The following is a 20,886-nucleotide window of genomic DNA, read 5'->3' as shown; positions in this document are numbered from 1 at the left end:
GCAAATGATCGTCGCCGGTGATCGCGTGGTAGTGCATTTGCACTTTCGCGGGGATATCCGCGCAAAAATGCTCTTTCCAACGGATCACGCTTAAGTCTTCTCATAGGGTGTTTCCCTCACTTGTTGACTGTTTGTGTCGCGTTGACCTCAACCGAGGTCTGGCAGAAAAACTCTGCCGGGGGGCGGCTCGCTGCCGGCGTGGCGAGCCAAGGTGTTGACGCCGTTGCGACGTCAACCTGTTGTCAGTTCTAACCAATGAGTCACAGCGATGGAATGACCGTTTTGTCATAAGGACGTAACGAAATTAGTGCTTAGGCCATAAGTAACTTTGGGTTTCATGCACGTTTTTTCAGCAAACCCCGGTATGATCGGCCCCGCGCTGGATGATGGGGTTAATTCTTTAGTGAGAATGACCTACGTTTAGCGTCAGGTACTATTCGACGAAGGGTCGATTTCAGGCAATTTGTTACACCAACTTTTTTATCTGTCCTTGCATCTAAGCTCTGTTAACCCGAGCAGCGGGGATGGAACGGCACACCTTCGTGCCACGCGGGCGTTCTTTTAGAAAAGCGCCTGATTGAAAACCGGGTCGGCAATGCGTTGCCGATCCACTAGCCAAAGGCTCTGGAAATACCATGTCCGACAGTTTTGAACTCTTCCTCACTTGCCCCAAAGGCCTTGAAGGCCTGCTTATCGAGGAAGCCGTCGGGCTTGGCCTTGAAGAAGCCCGCGAGCACACGTCCGCGGTGCGTGGCATGGCGACCATGGAAACCGCCTATCGCCTGTGCCTGTGGTCGCGTCTGGCCAACCGTGTGCTGCTGGTGCTCAAGCGCTTTCCGATGAAGGACGCCGAAGACCTTTACCACGGCGTGCTCGATGTCGAGTGGCAGGATCACATGCTCAGCGATGGCACCCTGGCCGTCGAATTCAGCGGCCACGGCTCGGGCATCGACAACACTCACTTCGGCGCGCTGAAAGTCAAAGACGCCATCGTCGACAAACTGCGTACGCCGCAAGGCGACCGTCCGTCGATCGACAAGCTCAACCCGGATCTGCGCATTCACCTGCGTCTGGATCGTGGCGAAGCCATTCTTTCCCTAGACCTCTCTGGCCACAGCCTGCACCAGCGCGGCTATCGCTTGCAGCAGGGTGCGGCGCCGCTGAAGGAAAACCTCGCGGCAGCCATCCTGATCCGTTCCGGCTGGCCGCGTATTGCGGCAGAAGGCGGCGCGCTGGCTGACCCGATGTGCGGTGTCGGTACGTTCCTCGTCGAAGCCGGGATGATCGCCGCCGATATGGCGCCGAACTTGCGTCGCGAACAGTGGGGCTTCACCGCGTGGCTCGGTCACGTGCCGGCGCTGTGGAAAAAACTTCATGAAGAAGCCGCCCAGCGCGCCGCTGCCGGTTTGGCCAAGCCACCGCTGTGGATTCGCGGTTACGAAGCTGACCCACGACTGATTCAACCGGGCCGCAACAACGTTGAGCGCGCCGGCCTGAGCGAGTGGATCAAGATCTATCAAGGTGAGGTCGCGACCTTTGAGCCGCGTCCGGACCAGAACCAGAAAGGTCTGGTCATCTGCAACCCGCCGTACGGTGAGCGTCTGGGTGACGAGGCCAGCCTGCTTTATCTCTACCAGAACCTCGGCGAACGTCTGCGTCAGGCCTGCCTGAACTGGGAAGCGGCGGTATTCACCGGTGCCCCGGATCTTGGCAAGCGCATGGGCATCCGCAGCCACAAACAGTATTCGTTCTGGAACGGCGCGCTGCCGTGCAAGCTGTTGTTGATCAAAGTGCTGCCGGATCAGTTCGTCACGGGCGAGCGTCGTACTCCGGAGCAGCGTCAGGCCGAGCGTGAGCAAGCAGCTTACGATCAAACCCCGGACGAGCCACAAGAGCGCAAGTTCAACAAGAACGGCAACCCGATCAAACCGACGCCAGCCCCGGCTCCGGTGATCGAGCAGCCGCGCTTGAGCGAAGGCGGGCAGATGTTTGCCAACCGTTTGCAGAAGAATCTCAAGGCGATGGGCAAGTGGGTCAAGCGCGAAGGCATCGATTGCTACCGCGTCTACGATGCCGACATGCCGGAATACGCGATGGCCATCGACCTGTACCACGATTGGGTGCATGTCCAGGAATACGCCGCGCCGAAGTCGATTGACCCGGAAAAAGCCTCGGCACGCATGTTCGACGCACTGGCAGCCATTCCACAGGCGCTGAACGTCGACAAGAGCCGCGTAGTGGTCAAACGCCGTGAGCGCCAGAGTGGCACCAAGCAGTACGAGCGTCAGGCTGCACAGGGCAAGTTCAATGAAGTCAGCGAAGGCGGCGTGAAGCTGTTGGTCAACCTCACCGACTACCTCGACACGGGCCTGTTCCTCGATCACCGGCCGATGCGCCTGCGCATTCAGAAAGAGGCGGCCGGCAAGCGCTTCCTCAATCTGTATTGCTACACCGCGACCGCCAGTGTGCACGCGGCCAAGGGCGGCGCGCGCAGCACCACCAGCGTCGACCTGTCGAAAACCTACCTCGACTGGGCGCGCCGCAACTTGTCGCTGAACGGCTATTCGGACAAGAACCGTCTGGAGCAGGGCGACGTGATGGCGTGGCTGGAAAGCTGCCGTGAAGAGTACGACCTGATCTTTATCGATCCGCCGACCTTCTCCAACTCCAAGCGCATGGAAGGCATCTTCGACGTGCAGCGTGACCAGGTTCAGCTGATCGACCTGGCCATGGCCCGTCTGGCGCCAGGTGGCGTGTTGTACTTCTCCAACAACTTCCGCAAGTTCCAGTTGGAAGAAAACCTCGCCGAGCGTTATGCGGTCGAGGAAATCAGCGCGCAGACCATTGATCCGGATTTTGCCCGTAATACCAAGATCCACCGCGCCTGGAAAATCACGGCTCGTTGACACTCGGAAATATTGGATCCACAGAGCCTTGATTTTTAAAGGCTCTTGGACTCTTTCCGAGCTAGCCAAATTAGTGGCTAATAGCTATAACTCAACTCACGGCCAAAGGGGTTTTCCCGGAACACTGGCGTAGTGAGTTGCCCTTATGTCGTTGCACCCCGTGCGCCCGAAGATACTGGGTTTTATCAGCGAAGAAGTTTCGGCCTGGCTGGTCGGGATGCTGGTATTGCTCGTCGGCGGGATTCTCACGGGGCTGCTCGCCTGGGGCACCCTCAATCAGTTTCAGCAACAATTGCGTCAGCGCTTTCAATTGCTGGCCAACGAACGCTACAGCCGCATCGAAGAGCGCTTTCAGGACCAGGAACAGCGTCTGGACGGCTTGCGCCGCTTCTTCGCCAACTCTGAATCGGTGTCTCGCGCCGAATTCGACGGCTACACCCAACCTCTATTGCTGCGCACCCAGGCCTATTCGTTCGCACTCAGGGTCAGCGCTGCCGAACGCGCGGCATTCGAGCAGCGAGTGCGTGAGGAAGGGCTGAGCAACTTCACCATTCGTGAACTCAATGCGCAGGGCGAACTGCAACTGGCCGCCGACCGTGATGAATACGTGTCGGTGCTGTACAGCCAGACGCAAAGTCGTCTGGGCTCGCCGCTGGGTTATGACTTGCTGGCGCAACCGCTACGCCGCGACACTCTGCAACGCGCAGACAAGCTGGGCAGTCTGGCGGTGTCGCAACCCATGCATCTCGTCAGTATCGAAGCGTCTTACGCGCGTGGTGTGCTGCTGGTCGCGCCGGTGACGCGCGCTGGCGAAAAAAAGCCGTTCGGTTACGTGATGGCGGTGATCAGCATGCGCCAGTTGCTGGCGGATGGTTTACCGGAAGCTTTTCATGACTACCTTTCGGTGCGCATCCTCGACTTGTCGACTAATGACCAACATGAAGTGCTGTTCGAGTCGATCAATGAGCCGGCCCCCAGTGATTTGTCGGCGACGCGACTGGTGCGCATGGCCGATCACGACTATCAGGTCGATATCCTGCCGAGCGATGCCTTTATGCAGGCTAACCACTCGTCAGTCAGCAGCGTCGTCATTCTGGGTGGTTTGCTCAGTTTGCTGCTCAGCGCGCTGCTCTATGTCCTGGTCAGCCAGCGCCAACGTGCCTTGCGTCTGGTCGAGCTACGCACACAGGAGCTGCACGAGCGCGAACAGGAACTGCGCGGCACTCACGGTCAATTACGCGGGGTGCTGAATGCCGCCACGCAAGTCGCAATCATTGCTACCGATTTGCGCGGCGTAATCAACACCTTCAATCCCGGCGCGGAACAGTTGCTCGGTTACAGAAGCGTTGATGTTGTTGGTCATATGACCCTGGAAAACCTGCACTTGCCACGCGAGCTGACGGCGCGTTCTGCGGAGTTGAGCGCGCGTTACGGCAAGAGCATTCCGACCTGCCAGGCGATGCTGGTCGAGGGCGGTGAAGTCGGCGGTCATGAGGCACGCGAATGGACGCTGGTGCGCAGCGATGGCAGTCATCTGCCGGTGAACATGCTCGCCACCCCGGTCATTGACGAGCAGGGGCTGTGGGTCGGGCATCTGGCAATCTGTATCGACATCACCGAACGCAAGCGTGTGCACGAGGCGCTGGCAGCGCGGGACTTGTTGCTAAAGAAGCTCAGCGCCCACGTTCCGGGCGGCATCTATCAATGCAAAATGGAGTTCGGCGGGCGTTTCAGCGTGATTTACGCCAGCGATGGTATTCGCGACATTTACGAGTTGGCACCGGACGTACTGTTGCTCGACGCCGAGGCGATCTTTTCTCGCATCCACCCGCAGGACATTACCCGCGTGCGTACTTCGATCCGTGAATCGGCCGATAACCTCAGCCCGTGGCGCGAGGAATATCGCGTGCAGTTGCCCGAGCGCGGTCTGCGCTGGGTGCGCGGCGAGGCGACGCCGGAAGAGCTGCCCGGTGGCGGTGTGCTGTGGCACGGCTACATCTCGGACATTTCCGACTTGAAGCGGGTCGAGGAAGAGCTTCGCGCGCTGTCGATAACCGACTCGCTGACCGGCATTCACAACCGTCGCTATTTCCAGGAGCGCTTGACCACCGAAATGGCCCGGGTCGAGCGCGGCGGTGGCGAACTGTCGGTGATCATGCTCGACATCGACCATTTCAAAAGGATCAACGATCATTACGGCCATGCCGTCGGCGACCGGGTGTTGCAGGCGGTGTGCGAGCGTATTGGCCATCGGCTGCGGCGCACCGATGTGTTCTGCCGATTGGGTGGCGAAGAGTTCATGGTGTTGTGCCCGGACATCGACGGCGAACACGCGCACATGCTGGCGCAGGAATTGTGGCAAGGGCTACGCAGTGCGCCGGTGGATGTGGTCGGCGTGGTCACCGCGAGTTTTGGCATCGCCAGTTGGCGACCGGGGGAAGGCGCGGATTCACTGCTGTTGCGGGCGGATTCGGGCGTGTACGCGGCGAAGCAGGGCGGGCGGGATCGGGTTGAGCAGATGGGTTAAGCCCTGCCACCAAACCAATGTGGGAGCGAGCCTGCTCGCGAAGGCGGTTTATCAGTCAGCACATTTATTGACTGACCTGACGCCTTCGCGAGCAGGCTCGCTCCCACAGGTTTTTGTGGTGTTGCTTGAACTTGGATTACAGGACCGAAGCCGTCTGCGCCGTCTTCGGCTGGCGATACAGATCCAGCAGCACCTGATCCAGCACCGACGATGCACCAAACGGTGCCTTGTCGTTGAGGATCGCCACCACCGCCCAGGTATTGCCATTCACGTCACGGCTGAAACCGGCAATCGCTCGTACGGTGTTCAGGGTGCCGGTCTTGACGTGAGCTTCACCGCGCATCGCGGTGGTCTTCAGGCGTTTGCGCATGGTGCCGTCGGTGCCGGCAATCGGCAGCGAGCTGATAAATTCGGCGGAGTACGGGCTGTGCCAAGCGGCTTGCAACATGCCGGCCATTTCGCGGGCGCTGACGCGTTCAGCGCGGGACAGGCCGGAGCCGTTCTCCATCACCAGGTGCGGCGCGGTAATGCCTTTCTTCGCCAGCCACTGACGCACTACGCGTTGCGCTGCTTTGGCGTCGTCACCGTCGGCGTCGTTGCGAAATTTCTGTCCCAGGCTCAGGAACAGCTGTTGGGCCATGGTGTTGTTACTGTATTTGTTGATGTCGCGGATGATTTCCGCCAGATCCGGCGAGTAGGCGCGGGCCAGCAGTTTGGCGTTGCTCGGGGTCGACGCCAGACGATCCTTGCCCTGAATGCTGCCACCCAGTTCTTTCCAGATCGCGCGAACGGCGCCAGCGGTGTAGGTCGCGTGGTCAAGCAGCGACAGGTAAGTCTGCGAGCTGCAACCTTCGCCCAACTGGCCGGCGACGGTCACGGTCACGCTGCCATCAGCCTGTGGCACCGGGTTGTAGCGCACGCCGCCGGTGCATTGCTTGGAATTGAGGACCTTGACGGTGTTTTCGATGCGGATGCTGGCGATCGGCGGCTCCACTGAAATCAGCACGCGGCCACCGTCATTGCGCGCCACAAAGCGCAGGGCCTTGAGGTTGACCAGCAGCGAATCCGGTTTGACCAGGAACGGCTTGTTCTCGTCATTGCCGTCATCGTTGAATTCCGGCAACTGCGGCTGCACGAAGAAGTTGCGATCCAGTACCAGATCACCGGTGATCTGGGTCACGCCGTTGGCGCGCAGGTCACGCATCAACAGCCAGAGTTTTTCCATGTTCAGCTTCGGATCGCCGCCACCCTTGAGATAGAGGTTGCCGTTGAGGATGCCGCCGCTCAGGTCGCCGTCGGTGTAAAACTCGGTTTTCCACTGATGGTTGGGGCCGAGCATTTCCAGCGCCGCGTAGGTGGTGACCAGTTTCATGGTCGAGGCCGGGTTGACCGACACGTCAGCGTTGTACACGGTCGCCGTGCCCGGGCCGTCGAGCGGCACCATCACCAGCGACAGCGCAGAAGGCTGCAGCTTGCTGGCCTTGAGGGCTTTTTCGACGTTGGGGGTGAGGGCGGTATTGAGGGTGGCAGCAGAAACAGGCAGGGCCAAAGGAAGAAGAAGGCCGGCCAGCAAAAGAGGACGCAACGATTTGATCATATGAAATAAAACCCTGCAGAAGAGGGGGAAAAAGACGAGGACATGGATGAAAAAGCCCTCAGTGGTCATGAAAGTGTCGGCATTATGCCCCAAGGTGTAACCACTTGTGCCGTCGGCGGGTGGGCTAATCGGTGATTTTTTTACAGGCGGTCGGCCTCAGCGTCCACAGAGGCGGGCAATTGACGTCTTAAACTGGTAAAGTGCCGGCCGTTATTACTTAAGAGGATTGTTCCAATGGCGACTAACCGTTCCCAGCGTCTGCGCAAAAAACTGTGCGTTGATGAATTTCAAGAGCTGGGTTTCGAACTGAACCTGGACTTCAAAGAAGACTTGTCCGAAGAAGCCATTGACGCTTTCCTCGAAGCATTCATCAAAGAAGCCATGGAAGCCAACGGTCTGGGTTATGTTGGCGGCGATGACTTCGGTCTGGTTTGCCTGCAGAAGCGTGGCTCGGTCAACGAAGAGCAGCGCGCTGCTGTTGAAGCCTGGCTGAAAAACCGCACTGAGCTGACCGGTATGACCGTCAGCCCACTGCTGGACGTTTGGTATCCGGAAAAGCCGATCAACGCGGCTAAGTGATACTGAAAAAAACGGCGACCTAAGGGTCGCCGTTTTTTTATGCCTGGCGTTTTATGCTTTACGCCAGTTCAGAATCACCAGCGTCAAAACCCCCGCAACAATCCCCCAAAACGCCGAACCGATGGAAAACAGCGTCAGCCCCGACGCCGTGACCATGAAGGTAATCAGCGCCGCTTCACGCTCCTTCACCTCAGTCATGGCAATGCTCAATCCGTTGATGATCGAACCGAACAGCGCCAGTGCAGCAATCGACAGCACCAGTTCTTTCGGCAGCGCGGCAAACAACGCCGCCAATGTGGCGCCGAACACCCCGGCAATCCCGTAGAAAATCCCGCACCACACCGCTGCGGTGTAGCGTTTGTTGCGATCTTCATGGGCGTGCGGGCCGGTGCAGATCGCCGCGCTGATGGCGGCGAGGTTGATCCCGTGGGAGCCGAACGGCGCCAGCAACAACGAGGCGATGCCCGTGGTGGTGATCAGCGGCGAGGCCGGGACGTTATAGCCGTCTGCGCGCAAGACGGCGATGCCGGGCATGTTCTGCGAAGTCATCGCCACCACGAACAACGGGATGCCGATGCTGATGGTCGCCGCCAGCGAGAAGTGCGGCGTGGTCCATACCGGTGTCGCCACTTCCAGATGAAAACCGCTGAAATCCAGCAGGCCCATGAAGCCCGACAGCGCGGTGCCGATCAGCAGGGCGGCGAGCACGGCATAGCGCGGCGACAGACGCTTGATCAGCAGATACGTAAAGAACATCCCCAGCACCAGGCCGGTGCGGTGTTGCGCGGCGACGAAGATTTCGCTGCCGATCTTGAACAGTATCCCCGCCAGCAGCGCGGCCGCCAGTGAGGCCGGAATCTTTTTCACCAGACGTTCGAAACTGCCGGTCAGCCCGCAAATCGTCACCAACACCGCGCAGGTGATGTAGGCGCCGATGGCCTCGCCGTAACTGACGCCGCCCAGACTGGTGATCAACAACGCCGCGCCGGGGGTGGACCAGGCGATGGTGATTGGCGTGCGATAACGCAGCGACAGGCCGATCGAACACACCGCCATGCCAATCGAGATCGCCCAGATCCACGAGGAAATTTGCCCGCTGGTCAGGCCCGCCGCTTGCCCGGCCTGAAACATCAGCACCAGCGAACTGGTGTAGCCGGTCATCATCGCAATAAAACCGGCGACGATGGCCGAGGGCGAGGTGTCGGAAAAGGGACGCAGTTGGGTATGCGTGGCGTCGTTCATGACGGCGGTGTTCCTTGTTCTGATAAAGACGTCTGCCACAACATAAACCCTGTAGGAGCTGCCGAAGGCTGCGATCTCTTGATCTTGCTTCTAAAGTCAAAGTCAAAAGATCGCAGCCTTCGGCAGCTCCTACATAAGAGCAGTTGTGTTCAAAAGGCGGATTCTGCGATCAAGCCTAAACTCAATCGTAACGGATCGTTGCAATACAGCCGTGGTCACAAACAGCCATACAGTCGTGTTGCCACCATCCATTGTGTACAATCGCGCTGTTTTTTACGCGATACTTGCCAGCGACCTACTGTGCCGTATTACAGTCACGGTCTATTCGCCGCAGTTCTCCCGACTCGAGTGCCCATGAACGAACAGTTGCAACCCCTCAAGAAACAACCGCGAGCAGGCAAAGCCGGCCGCAGCGGAACCCAGGACGATATTGTCTACGCGCATATTTTCGAGGCCATCCTCGAACAGCGTCTGGCGCCCGGCACAAAATTGAGCGAAGAAGCGTTGGGGGAAATCTTCGGGGTCAGCCGCACCATCATTCGCCGCGCGCTGTCGCGTCTGGCCCATGAAGGCGTCGTGTTGTTGCGGCCGAACCGTGGCGCTGTGGTTGCAAGCCCGAGCGTTGAAGAAGCGCGTCAGGTGTTCATGGCCCGTCGTCTGGTCGAGCGTGCGATCACTGAACTGGCTGTGCAACATGCCACCGCCGAACAGATCGCCGAGCTGCGCCAGATGGTCAACGACGAGCGCGACAGCTTCTCGCGCGGTGATCGTGGCGCCGGTATTCGTTTGTCGGGTGAGTTCCACCTGAAACTCGCCGAAGCGGCGAAGAACGCCCCGCTGATCAGCTTCCAGCGCAGCCTGGTCTCGCAGACGTCGCTGATCATCGCCCAGTATGAAAGCGGCAACCGTTCGCATTGCTCCTACGACGAACACACCCAGTTGATCGACGCGATCGAAGCGCGCAACGGTGAGCTGGCGGTGGACCTGATGATGCATCACATGGATCACATCGACAGCAAGCTCAACCTCGACGAGGAAAGCGCTTCGGATGATCTGCACGCGGTGTTCTCGCATTTGTTGCAGACCAAGAAGCCGGGGCGGCCTGCGGCCAAGCTCTAAAGTAGACCGAGTCGCTCCCTTCGCGAGCAGGCTCGCTCCCACAGGGGAATGCATTTCAAATGTGGGAGCGAGCCTGCTCGCGAAGGCGTACTGACAGGCAATAAAAATCCCCCGGGGCTGAACACCACCGGGGGATTTTTTATGTCTCGGGAAAAATCAGCGCTGATGCACCAGCGCACCCGCCGCATAAGTCTGCTGCACCGTGCGGTCATCCCCCAGCGTCATCAACACAAACAACGTCTCGGCAATATTGTTCGCCTGCTTCAAGCGATAGCTCAGCAATGGCGTGGCGTTGTAATCCAGCACCAGGAAGTCAGCGTCGGAACCCGGTTGCAGGTTGCCGATCTTGTCTTCCAGACGCAGCGCCCGCGCTCCACCCAGCGTCGCCAGGTACAACGACTTGAACGGACTCAAGCGCGCACCTTGCAACTGCATCACTTTGTAAGCTTCGTTCAGGGTTTGCAGCAGCGAGAAACTGGTGCCGCCACCGACGTCAGTGCCGAGGCCGACGTTCAATTTATGCTTTTCGGCCATCGGCAGGTTGAACAAGCCGCTGCCGAGGAAGAGGTTCGACGTCGGGCAGAACGAGATTGCCGAGCCCGTTTCCGCCAGACGCGCGCATTCGTCGTCGCACAGGTGCACGCCATGGGCGAACACCGAACGCTCGCCGAGCAGCTTGTAGTGATCGTAAACGTCGAGGTAACCCTTGCGCTCCGGGAACAGTTCCTTGACCCACTCGATTTCCTTGAGGTTCTCGCTGATGTGGGTCTGCATGTACAGATCCGGGTATTCGGTCAGCAATTGCCCGGCGAGGGTCAATTGTTCCGGGGTACTGGTCGGGGCGAAACGCGGGGTCACCGCATAGTGCAGGCGGCCCTTGCCGTGCCAGCGCTCGATCAGCGCCTTGCTCTCGACGTAGCTGGATTCGGCGGTGTCGGTCAGGTAGTCCGGGGCGTTGCGATCCATCATGACCTTGCCGGCGATCATCCGCAGATCAAGTTTTTCGGCCGCCTCGAAGAACGAGTTCACCGACTGCGGGTGCACGCTGCCGAACACCAACGCCGTGGTGGTGCCGTTGCGCAGCAATTCCTTGATGAAGATGTCGGCGACATCGTCAGCATGCGCCTTGTCGCCGAACTGGCTTTCGCACGGGAAGGTGTAGGTGTTCAGCCAATCGAGCAGTTGCTCGCCATACGCGCCGACCATGCCGGTTTGCGGCAGGTGGATGTGGGTGTCGATGAAGCCCGGGGTGATCAGAGCATCTTGATAGTGGTTGATCTCGATGTCCGCCGGCAGCGTCGGCAGCAGTTCGCTGGCGTGGCCGAGGGCGCTGATCTTGCCGTCATCGACCACCAGCAGGCCATCCTCGAAATACTCGTAGGAGGCTTCGATCCCGACTTCGGCGGGATCGGCGATGCTGTGCAGGATGGCGGCGCGGTAGGCTTTGCGAGTCAGAGGCATGAGGGTTCTCTAATCAATTTGAGGCTTTGAGTTTGGTGGCTTCACTGCGGCGCGAAACAGGCAGCAGTTTGGCAATCGGTTCGGCGCTGGCGGTGTGCTGGCCGAAATTGGCGTTATAGGTGGCGATGATTTCACCGGCGATGGATATGGCGATTTCCACAGGCAGTTTGCCTTTGACTTCGCCGATACCCATCGGGCAACGCATGCGTTGCACGACGCTGGCGTCGAAACCACGGTCACGCAAACGGTGTTCGAACTTGGCGCGTTTGGTCTTTGAGCCGATCAGGCCGAACCAGGTGAAGTCGTTGCGCTTGAGGATCGCGGCGGTCAGCTCCAGATCGAGCTGATGGTTGTGGGTCATGACGATGCAGTAGCTGCCGGCGGGCAGGTCATCGATTTCATCCACAGGCTCTTCGGCGACGATTTTACGCACGCCTTTGGGAATCTGTTCGGGGAATTCCTCCTCCCGCGAATCGATCCAGCGCACGCGGCAGGGCAGGCTGGCGAGCAGCGGCACCAGCGCGCGACCCACGTGGCCGGCGCCGAACACGGCAATCTGCGCCTGCACCTGGCCCATCGGTTCGAACAGCAACACGGTGGCGCCGCCACAGCACTGGCCAAGGCTGGCGCCGAGGCTGAAGCGCTCCAGATGGGTGTCTTGCTTGCCGCTGGCGAGCATGTCGCGGGCGATCTGCATGGCTTTGTATTCCAGATGCCCGCCACCGATGGTGTCGAAGATCTGTCTGGCACTGACGACCATTTTCGAGCCAGCGTTGCGTGGCGTCGAGCCGAGTTCTTCGATGATCGTCACCAGAACACAGGGTTCGCCCTGGTTCTGCAGGTCGGCGAGGGCGTCGATCCAGTTGTACATATTCACCTCCCAAGATCATTCCCACGGTCTGCGTGGGAATGCATCTCTGAACGCTCCGCGTCCGCTTTTCAGGATGCGACGCAGAGCGTCGCGGGCTGCATTCCCACGCAGAGCGTGGGAACGATCAAACCACTACTTCTGACTCGACTTCGACGGCTTTCACCGCTTTCAACTGGCGCATCTGCTCACACCCCCACAACACCCGCTCTGGCGTCGCTGGCGCGTCGATTTTCGGTTGATGTTTGTAGTCGCCGAGGCTCGCCACGGCGTCCTTGATCGCACACCACGCGGCAATCCCGAGCATGAACGGTGGCTCACCGACAGCCTTGGAATGGAACACCGTGTCTTCCGGGTTCTTGCGGTTTTCCACCAGCTTCACCCGCAGGTCCAGCGGCATGTCTGCCACGGCCGGGATCTTGTAGCTGGCCGGGCCGTTGGTCATCAGCTTGCCTTTGTTGTTCCAGACCAGCTCTTCCATGGTCAGCCAGCCCATGCCCTGGACGAAACCCCCTTCCACCTGACCGATATCGATGGACGGGTTCAGCGAGGCGCCGACGTCGTGAAGGATGTCGGTGCGCAGCATCTTGTACTCGCCGGTCAGGGTGTCGACGATCACTTCGCAGCACGCCGCGCCAAACGCGAAGTAGTAGAACGGGCGGCCACGGGCCTTGCTGCGGTCGTAATAGATTTTCGGGGTCTTGTAGAACCCGGTGCTCGACAGTGAGACCTGATTGAAATACGCCTGCTGGATCAGCGCTTCGAAGGTCAGAATGTGGTCGCGAACGCGCACGTGGCCGTTGTGGAATTCAACGTCTTCTTCAGTGACTTTGAAGTGGCGTGCAGCGAATTCGACCAGACGCTTCTTGATGATTTCCGCCGCGTTCTGCGCCGCTTTACCGTTCAAGTCAGCACCGCTGGACGCCGCCGTCGGCGAGGTGTTCGGCACCTTGTCGGTGTTGGTCGCGGTGATCTGCACGCGGTCGATTTCGACCTGGAACACTTCGGCCACAACCTGCGCGACCTTGGTGTTGAGGCCCTGGCCCATCTCCGTGCCGCCGTGGTTCAGGTGGATGCTGCCGTCGGTGTAGATGTGGATCAGTGCACCGGCCTGGTTCAAGAAGCTGGCGGTGAAGGAAATGCCAAATTTCACCGGTGTCAGCGCCAGGCCTTTTTTCAGGATCGGGCTATTGGCGTTGTAGCGGCGGATCGCTTCGCGGCGCTCGGCGTACTGGCTGCTTTCTTCCAGCTCGGCGGTCATCTCTTCGAGCATGTTGTGCTCGACGGTCTGGTAGTAATGGGTGACGTTGCGCTCGGTCTTGCCGTAGTAGTTGGCCTTGCGCACGGCCAGCGGATCTAGATTGAGATGACGGGCAATTGCGTCCATCACTTCTTCGATGGCGACCATGCCTTGCGGGCCACCGAAACCACGGTAAGCGGTGTTCGACGCGGTGTTGGTCTTGCAGCGATGACCGTTGATGGTCGCGTCGCCGAGGTAGTACGAGTTGTCCGAGTGGAACATTGCCCGGTCAACGATCGAGGCGGACAAGTCCGGCGAGCAGCCGCAGTTGCCGGCCAGGTCCATGTTGATCCCGTGCAGGCGCCCGGTGCTGTCGAAACCGACGTCGTACTCGACGTAGAACGGGTGACGCTTGCCGGTCATCAGCATGTCTTCAACGCGCGGAAGGCGCATCTTGGTTGGCTGGCCGGTGAGGTGCGCGACCACTGCGCACAGGCATGCCGGGCTGGCGGCCTGAGTTTCCTTGCCACCAAAACCACCGCCCATGCGGCGCATGTCGACAACGATCTTGTTCATCGAGACGTCGAGCACTTCGGCGACCAGTTTCTGCACTTCGGTCGGGTTCTGCGTCGAGCAGTAGACGATCATGCCGCCGTCTTCGGTCGGCATCACCGAGGAGATCTGCGTCTCCAGGTAAAAGTGTTCCTGACCGCCGATGTGCAGCGTGCCTTGAATACGGTGTTCGGCAGTGGCCAAAGCACCGGCCGAATCACCACGTTGATGGGTGTGACTGTCGAGCACGAAGTGGCGTTTGCGCAGGGCTTCGACCACGTCGAGCACGGGCTCGAGATCTTCGTATTCGATGATCGCGGCCATCGCCGCTTTGCGTGCGGTTTCCAGATCTTTCGCCGCCACGGCCAGCACCGGTTGACCGACGAACTGCACGTCGTCGATCGCCAGCAGCGGATCGCCCGGCATCAGCGGGCCGATGTCTTTCAGGCCCGGCACGTCTTCGTGGGTGATGGCGATGCGCACGCCTTCGAAGGCGTAGCAGGGCTTGGTGTCGATGCTGATGATTTTCGCGTGGGCGCGGTCCGACATGCGTGCGTACAGGTGCAACTGATTCGGGAATTCGAGCCGGTCATCGATGTACTGCGCTTCACCGGACACGTGCTTGGCGGCGCTGTCGTGCTTGACGCTGCGGCCGACACCGGTGGTCAGGTCCTGGGCGAACAGCTCGGCCAATTCAGCTTGGGTCTTCTCTACGGCGTGATGGTTAGACATAAGCGGTCACCCGAGTCTCGATGTGCGGTGTTTGCAGTTCGATGAAGTATTTGCGCAGCAGGTTCTGCGCGCTGAGCAGGCGATATTCCTTGCTGGCGCGGAAGTCCGAGAGCGGCGTGAAGTCTTCGGCCAGTGCAGCGCAGGCGCGTTCGACCACGGCGTTGTTGAACGGCTGGCCGAGCAAAACGGCTTCGCAATGGGCGGCGCGTTTCGGAATCGCGGCCATGCCGCCGAAGGCGACACGGGCATCGCTGATCACACCGTTTTCGATGCGCAGGTTGAACGCGGCGCAGACGGCGGAGATGTCGTCATCCAGGCGTTTCGAGACTTTATAGGCGCGGAACAGCTGCTCGGCGCTGGCACGCGGGACGATGATTTTCTCGATGAACTCGCTTTCCTGACGCGCGGTGACGCGGTAATCGATGAAGTATTCCTCAAGGTTCAACGTGCGCCGGGTTTCACCCTTGCACAGCACGATTTGTGCGCCGAGGGCGATCAGCAGCGGTGGCGAGTCACCAATCGGCGAAGCGTTGCCGATGTTGCCGCCGAGGGTGCCCTGGTTGCGGATTTGCAGAGAGGCGAAACGGTGCAGCAGTTCGCCGAAGTCCGGGTACTCGGCGTTCAGCGCTTCGTAGCAGTCGGAGAGGGCGGTGGCGGCACCAATTTCGATACGGTCATCGAAGCTGTCGATGCGCTTCATTTCCGCGACGTTGCCGACGTAAATCATCACCGGCAGGGTGCGGTGGAACTGCGTGACTTCCAGCGCCAGATCGGTGCCGCCGGCCAGCAGCCGGGCTTGCGGGTAAGCGTCGTAGAGGTCAGCCAGATCGGCCACGGTCAGCGGCACCAGGCAGCGTTTGTCGCCGCTGTTGAGTTCGCCGATATCGGTCGGGGCAATGGCTTTGAGGCGGGCGATGGTGTCGGCTTCGCCGGCGTCGAACTGATCCGGCTGTTTGCCGCAACACGATTGTTCGGCAGCGGCCAGAATCGGCCGGTAGCCGGTGCAGCGGCAGAGGTTGCCGGCCAGCGCTTCGTGGGCTTTGGCCTGATCCGGTGCATCGCTGTTCTTTTGCAGGGCGAACAGCGACATGACGAAACCGGGGGTGCAGAACCCGCACTGTGAGCCGTGGCACTCGACCATGGCTTTCTGCACGCTGTGCAGTTCGCCTTTGTGCTTGAGATCTTCGACGCTGATCAGTTGTTTGCCGTGCAGCGACGAAACGAACGTCAGGCACGAGTTGAGGCTGCGATAGCGAATGTGTTCGCGACCATCGTCATCCGTTTGTAACTCGCCGACCACCACGGTGCAGGCGCCGCAGTCACCGCTGGCGCAACCTTCTTTGGTACCGGATTTGCCCACGTGTTCGCGCAGGTAATTGAGCACAGTCAGATTCGGGTCCAGGGCGTGCTCGCTACGGAGTTCCTGGTTAAGTAAAAACTGGATCACGGAAGGCCTCGCAGACTCATTATTGTTGTTAACCGACGTGAGCCGAATTTAGCAGCTCTGACTTTTCGGTCAATGGTTTTCTGACTTAAAGGTCAAGAAAATGCATTTCGTCGATCAACAACGTGTCTATTCAGTATTGACCCTCATTGAGTCACCTGGTTTTTTGTTTGTTTTTCTATAGAAAGTTGCGGGAATCGTGCCAAAAACCGCTGAGTGGGCACTCCGCCATGACCGTGCATTTGCGCTACACTGCGCCGCTTGTGCAGATCGATAGAGTTTGAAGGACAACCATGACGTTCAAGGCGCCGGACAGCCTCGCCGAGCAAATTGCTCACCACCTCGCCGAACGCATCATTCGTGGCGAAATGAAGCCGGGAGAGCGCATCCAGGAACAGAAGGTCACGCTGGCATTGAATGTCAGCCGCGGATCGGTCCGCGAAGCTTTGCTGATCCTCGAACGCCGCCACCTGATCGCGATCCTGCCGCGCCGTGGCGCGCACGTCACTGAGCTGACGGCGCACAAGGTGCAGAGCCTGTGCACGCTGATGAGCGAGCTGTACATCCTGCTCGGCAACTCGGTGGCCAACGGCTGGCAAGTCCAGTCCGACATGGCGCCGTTCGTGCAGATCCAGCAGCGCCTCACCGCCAGCTACGAGCGTCAGGACATCCGCGCGTTTGTCGACGACAGCTTCGCCGTGATGCGCGCCGCCTATCCATTCGCCAACAATCCGTACCTGCAAGAGACCGTCGAGAACCTGCAACCGGCCATGAGCCGCGCGTACTTCCTCGCCCTCGAACAGCGCAAGGCCGAGATGAGCGAGTTCCTTGAATTGTTCGAGCGCTTGTTGGCCGCTGTGCTTGCCCGCGATTTGCCGCAGATCCGCATCGTGCTGACGGCTTACGCCCAGCGCAGTTGCGATCTGGTGGTGTCTGCCCTGACGGTTGCCTAAGCGTGCGGCTCAAGTGCATCAAACTGGCGGGATTCAAATCCTTCGTCGACCCGACCACGGTGAACTTCCCCAGTAACATGGCGGCGGTCGTCGGGCCGAACGGTTGCGGCAAGTCGAACATCATCGACGCCGTGCGCTGGGTGATGGGCGAAAGTTCGGCGAAAAACCTGCGTGGCGAGTCGATGACCGACGTCATCTTCAACGGCTCGACCAGCCGCAAACCGGTGAGTCAGGCGAGCATCGAACTGGTGTTCGACAACTCCGACGGCACGCTGCTGGGCGAATACGCGGCCTACGCGGAGATTTCCATTCGCCGCAAAGTCACCCGCGACAGCCAGACCACTTATTACCTCAACGGCACCAAATGCCGTCGTCGTGACATCACCGACATCTTCCTCGGCACCGGCCTCGGCCCGCGCAGCTACTCGATCATCGAGCAGGGGATGATCTCCAAGCTGATCGAGTCCAAGCCCGAAGATCTGCGTAACTTCATCGAAGAAGCGGCGGGCATCTCCAAGTACAAGGAACGCCGGCGCGAGACCGAAAACCGTATCCGCCGCACCCACGAAAACCTCGCCCGTCTGACCGACCTGCGCGACGAACTTGAGCGTCAACTCGAACGCTTGCACCGTCAGGCCGAGGCGGCGAAGAAGTATCAGGAATTCAAAGCCGAAGAGCGTCAGCTCAAGGCGCAATTGTCGGCGCTGCGCTGGCAGGATCTGAACGATCAGGTCGGCCAGCGCGAGTCGATCATCGGCACTCAGGAAGTCAGTTTCGAAGCGCTGGTCGCCGAGCAACGTAACGCCGATGCGGCCATCGAGCGCCTGCGCGACGGGCACCACGATCTGTCGGAGCGCTTTAATCTGGTGCAAGGGCGCTTCTATTCGGTCGGCGGCGACATCGCCCGGGTCGAGCAGAGCATCCAGCACGGCCAGCAACGCTTGCGTCAGTTGCAGGACGATCTGAAAGAAGCCGAGCGCGCGCGCCTGGAAACCGAATCGCACCTTGGTCACGACCGCACCTTGCTGCTGACCCTTGGCGAAGAGCTGGACATGCTCACCCCCGAGCAGGAAATCACCAGCGCCGCCGCCGAAGAAGCTGCCGCTGCGCTGGAAGATTCCGAATCCGTCATGCATGGCTGGCAGGAGCAGTGGGACACGTTCAACCTGACCGCCGCCGAACCGCGTCGTCAGGCCGAAGTGCAGCAGTCGCGCATCCAGCAACTGGAAACGAGCATGGAGCGCCTGGCTGATCGGCAGAAACGTCTCGGCGAAGAGCGCGCGCTGCTCTCGGCCGATCCCGAAGACGCGGCGATCATGGAGCTCAACGAGCAGCTCGCCGAGTCCGAAGCGACCCTTGAAGATTTGCAGACCAGCGAAGAAGCGCAGGTCGAAAAGCTCGAACAACTGCGTCAGGAATTGCAGCAGGCGCTGACCGCGCAGCAACAGGCGCAGGGCGATTTGCAGCGCCTCAACGGTCGCCTCGCATCGCTTGAAGCCTTGCAGCAGGCCGCGCTCGATCCGGGCACCGGCACCGCCGAATGGCTGAAGGAACACAACCTTGCTGAACGTCCGCGTCTGGCCGAAGGCCTGAAGGTGGAAGCGGGTTGGGAGCTGGCGGTGGAAACCGTGCTCGGCGCCGATCTGCAAGCGGTGCTGGTGGATGATTTCAGCGGTTTCGATTTGTCCGGTTTCACCCAGGGCGATTTGCGCCTGCTCAGCCCCGGCACCGACGGCGTGCGAGTGGCGGGCAGCTTGCTGGACAAGGTCGAGGCGCAGATCGATCTGTCGCCATGGCTCGGTCAGGTCAAACCGGTCGACAGTCTGGAGCAGGCGCTGGCCTTGCGCGGTCAGTTGAGCGCCGGCCAGAGCTTGATCAGTCGTGATGGTTACTGGGTCGGCCGGCATTTCCTGCGCGTGCGTCGCGCCAGTGAAGCGGAGATCGGCATGCTCGCTCGTGGCCAGGAAATCGAAGCGCTGCATCTTGAGCGCGAAGAGCGTGAAGCCACGGTCGAGGCCATGGAAACCCGTTTGCAAACCCTGCGCGCGCAACAGCGTCAGCAGGAAAACGGTCGCGAACATCTGCGTCGCTTGCTGCAGGATGAAGCCCGTCAGCAAGGCGAGTTAAAAGCCCAACTGTCCGCTGGTAAGGCCAAGGCCGAACAACTGACGCTGCGTCGTACTCGCCTCGATGAGGAGCTGGTCGAGCTCGGCGAGCAGCGCGCACTTGAGCACGAACACATCGGCGAAGCGCGCATGCAATTGCAGGAAGCCCTCGACGCCATGGCGCTGGACACCGAGCAGCGCGAGTTGCTGCTGGCCCAGCGCGATAGCCTGCGCGAGCGCCTCGACCGGGTGCGTCAGGAAGCGCGGCAGCACAAGGATCACGCGCATCAGTTGGCCGTGCGTCTCGGCTCGTTGCGCGCGCAGCACGACTCCACGCGCCAGGCACTGGAGCGTCTGGAAATGCAGTCCGAACGTCTGACTGAAAAGCGCGAACAGTTGAGTCTCAATCTGGAGGAGGGCGAGGCACCGCTGGAAGAGCTGCGCCTGAAACTCGAAGAGCTGCTCGACAAGCGCATGACCGTCGACGAAGAACTCAAGACCGCGCAGATCGCCCTTGAAGATGCCGATCGCGAACTGCGCGACGCGGAAAAACGCCGGACTCAGGCCGAGCAGCAATCGCAACTGATCCGTGGTCAGCTCGAACAGCAACGCATGGAATGGCAAGCCCTGACCGTGCGCCGCAAGGCTTTGCAGGATCAACTGCTGGAAGACGGCTACGATCTCAACGGCGTGCTCGCGACATTGACGGCGCAGGCCAGTGAACGCGAAGCCGAAGAAGAACTCGAACGGATCAATGCGCGGATTCAACGCCTGGGTGCGATCAACCTCGCGGCCATCGACGAATACACGCAACAATCCGAGCGTAAGCGTTATCTGGATGCTCAGAACGCCGATCTGGTGGAAGCACTGGAGACGCTGGAAAACGTCATCCGCAAGATCGACAAGGAAACCCGTAACCGTTTCAAAGATACCTTTGATCAGATCAATGGCGGTTTACAGGCACTTTTTCCAAAAGTTTTCGGTGGTGGACGGGCGTATTTGGAACTGACGGGCGAAGATCTACTCGATACAGGGGTAACGATCATGGCGCAGCCGCCAGGAAAGAAGAACAGCACCATCCATTTGCTCTCCGGCGGGGAAAAAGCCCTGACCGCACTGGCACTGGTTTTTGCCATCTTCAAATTGAATCCGGCGCCGTTCTGCATGCTCGATGAAGTTGACGCACCACTGGATGACGCTAACGTTGGACGCTACGCACGATTGGTTAAAGAGATGTCGCAGACCGTGCAGTTCATCTATATCACCCACAACAAGATCGCCATGGAAATGGCCGAGCAGTTGATGGGGGTAACGATGCATGAACCGGGTTGTTCGCGACTGGTAGCCGTGGATGTCGAGGAGGCGATGGCGATGGTGGACGCCTGAGTCAGCGTCGTGTCGGAAAGGTATTAGGGGTTTGTAGGACTTTTTTACTGGCTTCGACTTGCTGGCCAATCGACATATTCGCGCAAGCCAATGAGACAGACGGTGTAAAGTTGTCTTTGGTCGTGCTAGTTTAATGTCAATTTTTCGTATACGTGGGCAAAACGCCTGTCAGAAC

General features: G+C 59.8%; 12 protein-coding genes and 1 pseudogene. 6 read left to right on the top strand and 7 right to left on the bottom strand.

What is annotated here, in order from left to right; genetic code table 11:
• A pseudogene (locus tag ACIOVB_RS17190) lies at nucleotides 1–104 on the bottom strand (hypothetical protein); the annotation flags it as partial.
• A 531-nt stretch (nucleotides 105–635) separates the two neighbouring features.
• Between ACIOVB_RS17190 and rlmKL the strand changes: the two are divergent.
• On the top strand, nucleotides 636–2,906 hold the full coding sequence (gene rlmKL / locus ACIOVB_RS17185) for a bifunctional 23S rRNA (guanine(2069)-N(7))-methyltransferase RlmK/23S rRNA (guanine(2445)-N(2))-methyltransferase RlmL (RefSeq protein ID WP_187680657.1): 2,271 nt from the start codon (nucleotides 636–638) through the stop codon (nucleotides 2,904–2,906).
• Nucleotides 2,907–3,051: 145 nt separating this feature from the next.
• Nucleotides 3,052–5,433: a diguanylate cyclase gene (locus tag ACIOVB_RS17180; RefSeq protein ID WP_401269682.1), complete on the top strand. Its 2,382-nt coding sequence runs from the start codon at nucleotides 3,052–3,054 to the stop codon at nucleotides 5,431–5,433.
• 136 nt (nucleotides 5,434–5,569) lie between these two features.
• On the opposite strand, the gene dacB is transcribed toward ACIOVB_RS17180, so the two are convergent.
• Nucleotides 5,570–7,030, bottom strand: coding sequence for a D-alanyl-D-alanine carboxypeptidase/D-alanyl-D-alanine-endopeptidase (gene dacB / locus ACIOVB_RS17175; protein ID WP_401269679.1), 1,461 nt, complete (start codon nucleotides 7,028–7,030; stop codon nucleotides 5,570–5,572).
• A 234-nt stretch (nucleotides 7,031–7,264) separates the two neighbouring features.
• Here dacB and ACIOVB_RS17170 point away from each other — a divergent pair, with 234 nt between their 5' ends.
• Nucleotides 7,265–7,609, top strand: a complete 345-nt coding sequence (locus ACIOVB_RS17170) for a YggL family protein (RefSeq protein ID WP_187680660.1) — start codon at nucleotides 7,265–7,267, stop codon at nucleotides 7,607–7,609.
• Nucleotides 7,610–7,660: 51 nt separating this feature from the next.
• On the opposite strand, the gene ACIOVB_RS17165 is transcribed toward ACIOVB_RS17170, so the two are convergent.
• A complete protein-coding gene (locus ACIOVB_RS17165) occupies nucleotides 7,661–8,851 on the bottom strand; it encodes a benzoate/H(+) symporter BenE family transporter (RefSeq protein WP_401269678.1) in 1,191 nt (396 codons plus the stop codon).
• A gap of 354 nt (nucleotides 8,852–9,205) precedes the next feature.
• Between ACIOVB_RS17165 and ACIOVB_RS17160 the strand changes: the two genes are divergently transcribed.
• Nucleotides 9,206–9,970 (top strand): GntR family transcriptional regulator, encoded by a 765-nt coding sequence (locus ACIOVB_RS17160; protein WP_007961054.1) that lies wholly within the window; start codon nucleotides 9,206–9,208, stop codon nucleotides 9,968–9,970.
• Between the two features lie 156 nt (nucleotides 9,971–10,126).
• On the opposite strand, the gene guaD is transcribed toward ACIOVB_RS17160, so the two are convergent.
• From guaD to xdhA, 4 genes are all read right to left on the bottom strand, one after another.
• The gene (guaD, locus tag ACIOVB_RS17155) at nucleotides 10,127–11,431 is read right to left on the bottom strand and encodes a guanine deaminase (protein WP_401269675.1); all 1,305 of its coding nucleotides are present in this window, start codon (nucleotides 11,429–11,431) and stop codon (nucleotides 10,127–10,129) included.
• Nucleotides 11,432–11,444: 13 nt separating this feature from the next.
• Complete coding sequence (xdhC, locus tag ACIOVB_RS17150) at nucleotides 11,445–12,302, bottom strand: xanthine dehydrogenase accessory protein XdhC (RefSeq protein WP_187680663.1); 858 nt, start codon at nucleotides 12,300–12,302, stop codon at nucleotides 11,445–11,447.
• Between the two features lie 124 nt (nucleotides 12,303–12,426).
• Nucleotides 12,427–14,823 carry a xanthine dehydrogenase molybdopterin binding subunit gene (gene xdhB / locus ACIOVB_RS17145; protein WP_401269672.1) on the bottom strand — a complete coding sequence of 799 codons (2,397 nt, stop codon included), beginning with the start codon at nucleotides 14,821–14,823 and terminating at the stop codon, nucleotides 12,427–12,429.
• The gene (gene xdhA, locus ACIOVB_RS17140) at nucleotides 14,816–16,270 is read right to left on the bottom strand and encodes a xanthine dehydrogenase small subunit (RefSeq protein ID WP_401269669.1); all 1,455 of its coding nucleotides are present in this window, start codon (nucleotides 16,268–16,270) and stop codon (nucleotides 14,816–14,818) included. Before xdhA ends, xdhB begins: the two co-directional genes overlap by 8 nt.
• A 290-nt stretch (nucleotides 16,271–16,560) precedes the next feature.
• On the opposite strand from xdhA, the gene ACIOVB_RS17135 reads away from it, so the two are divergent.
• Together ACIOVB_RS17135 and smc are read left to right on the top strand one after the other, a co-directional pair.
• Nucleotides 16,561–17,220, top strand: a complete 660-nt coding sequence (locus ACIOVB_RS17135; RefSeq protein WP_187680666.1) for a GntR family transcriptional regulator — start codon at nucleotides 16,561–16,563, stop codon at nucleotides 17,218–17,220.
• Between the two features lie 2 nt (nucleotides 17,221–17,222).
• On the top strand, nucleotides 17,223–20,711 hold the full coding sequence (gene smc, locus ACIOVB_RS17130) for a chromosome segregation protein SMC (protein WP_401269666.1): 3,489 nt from the start codon (nucleotides 17,223–17,225) through the stop codon (nucleotides 20,709–20,711).
• Nucleotides 20,712–20,886: the final 175 nt, after the last annotated feature.

The organism is Pseudomonas sp. NPDC087639 (assembly GCF_044743385.1).
In the GTDB taxonomy this organism is placed as follows: domain Bacteria; phylum Pseudomonadota; class Gammaproteobacteria; order Pseudomonadales; family Pseudomonadaceae; genus Aquipseudomonas.
Note: the sequence above shows the minus strand (reverse complement) of the source record. Positions and strands in the feature narration are given on the sequence as shown.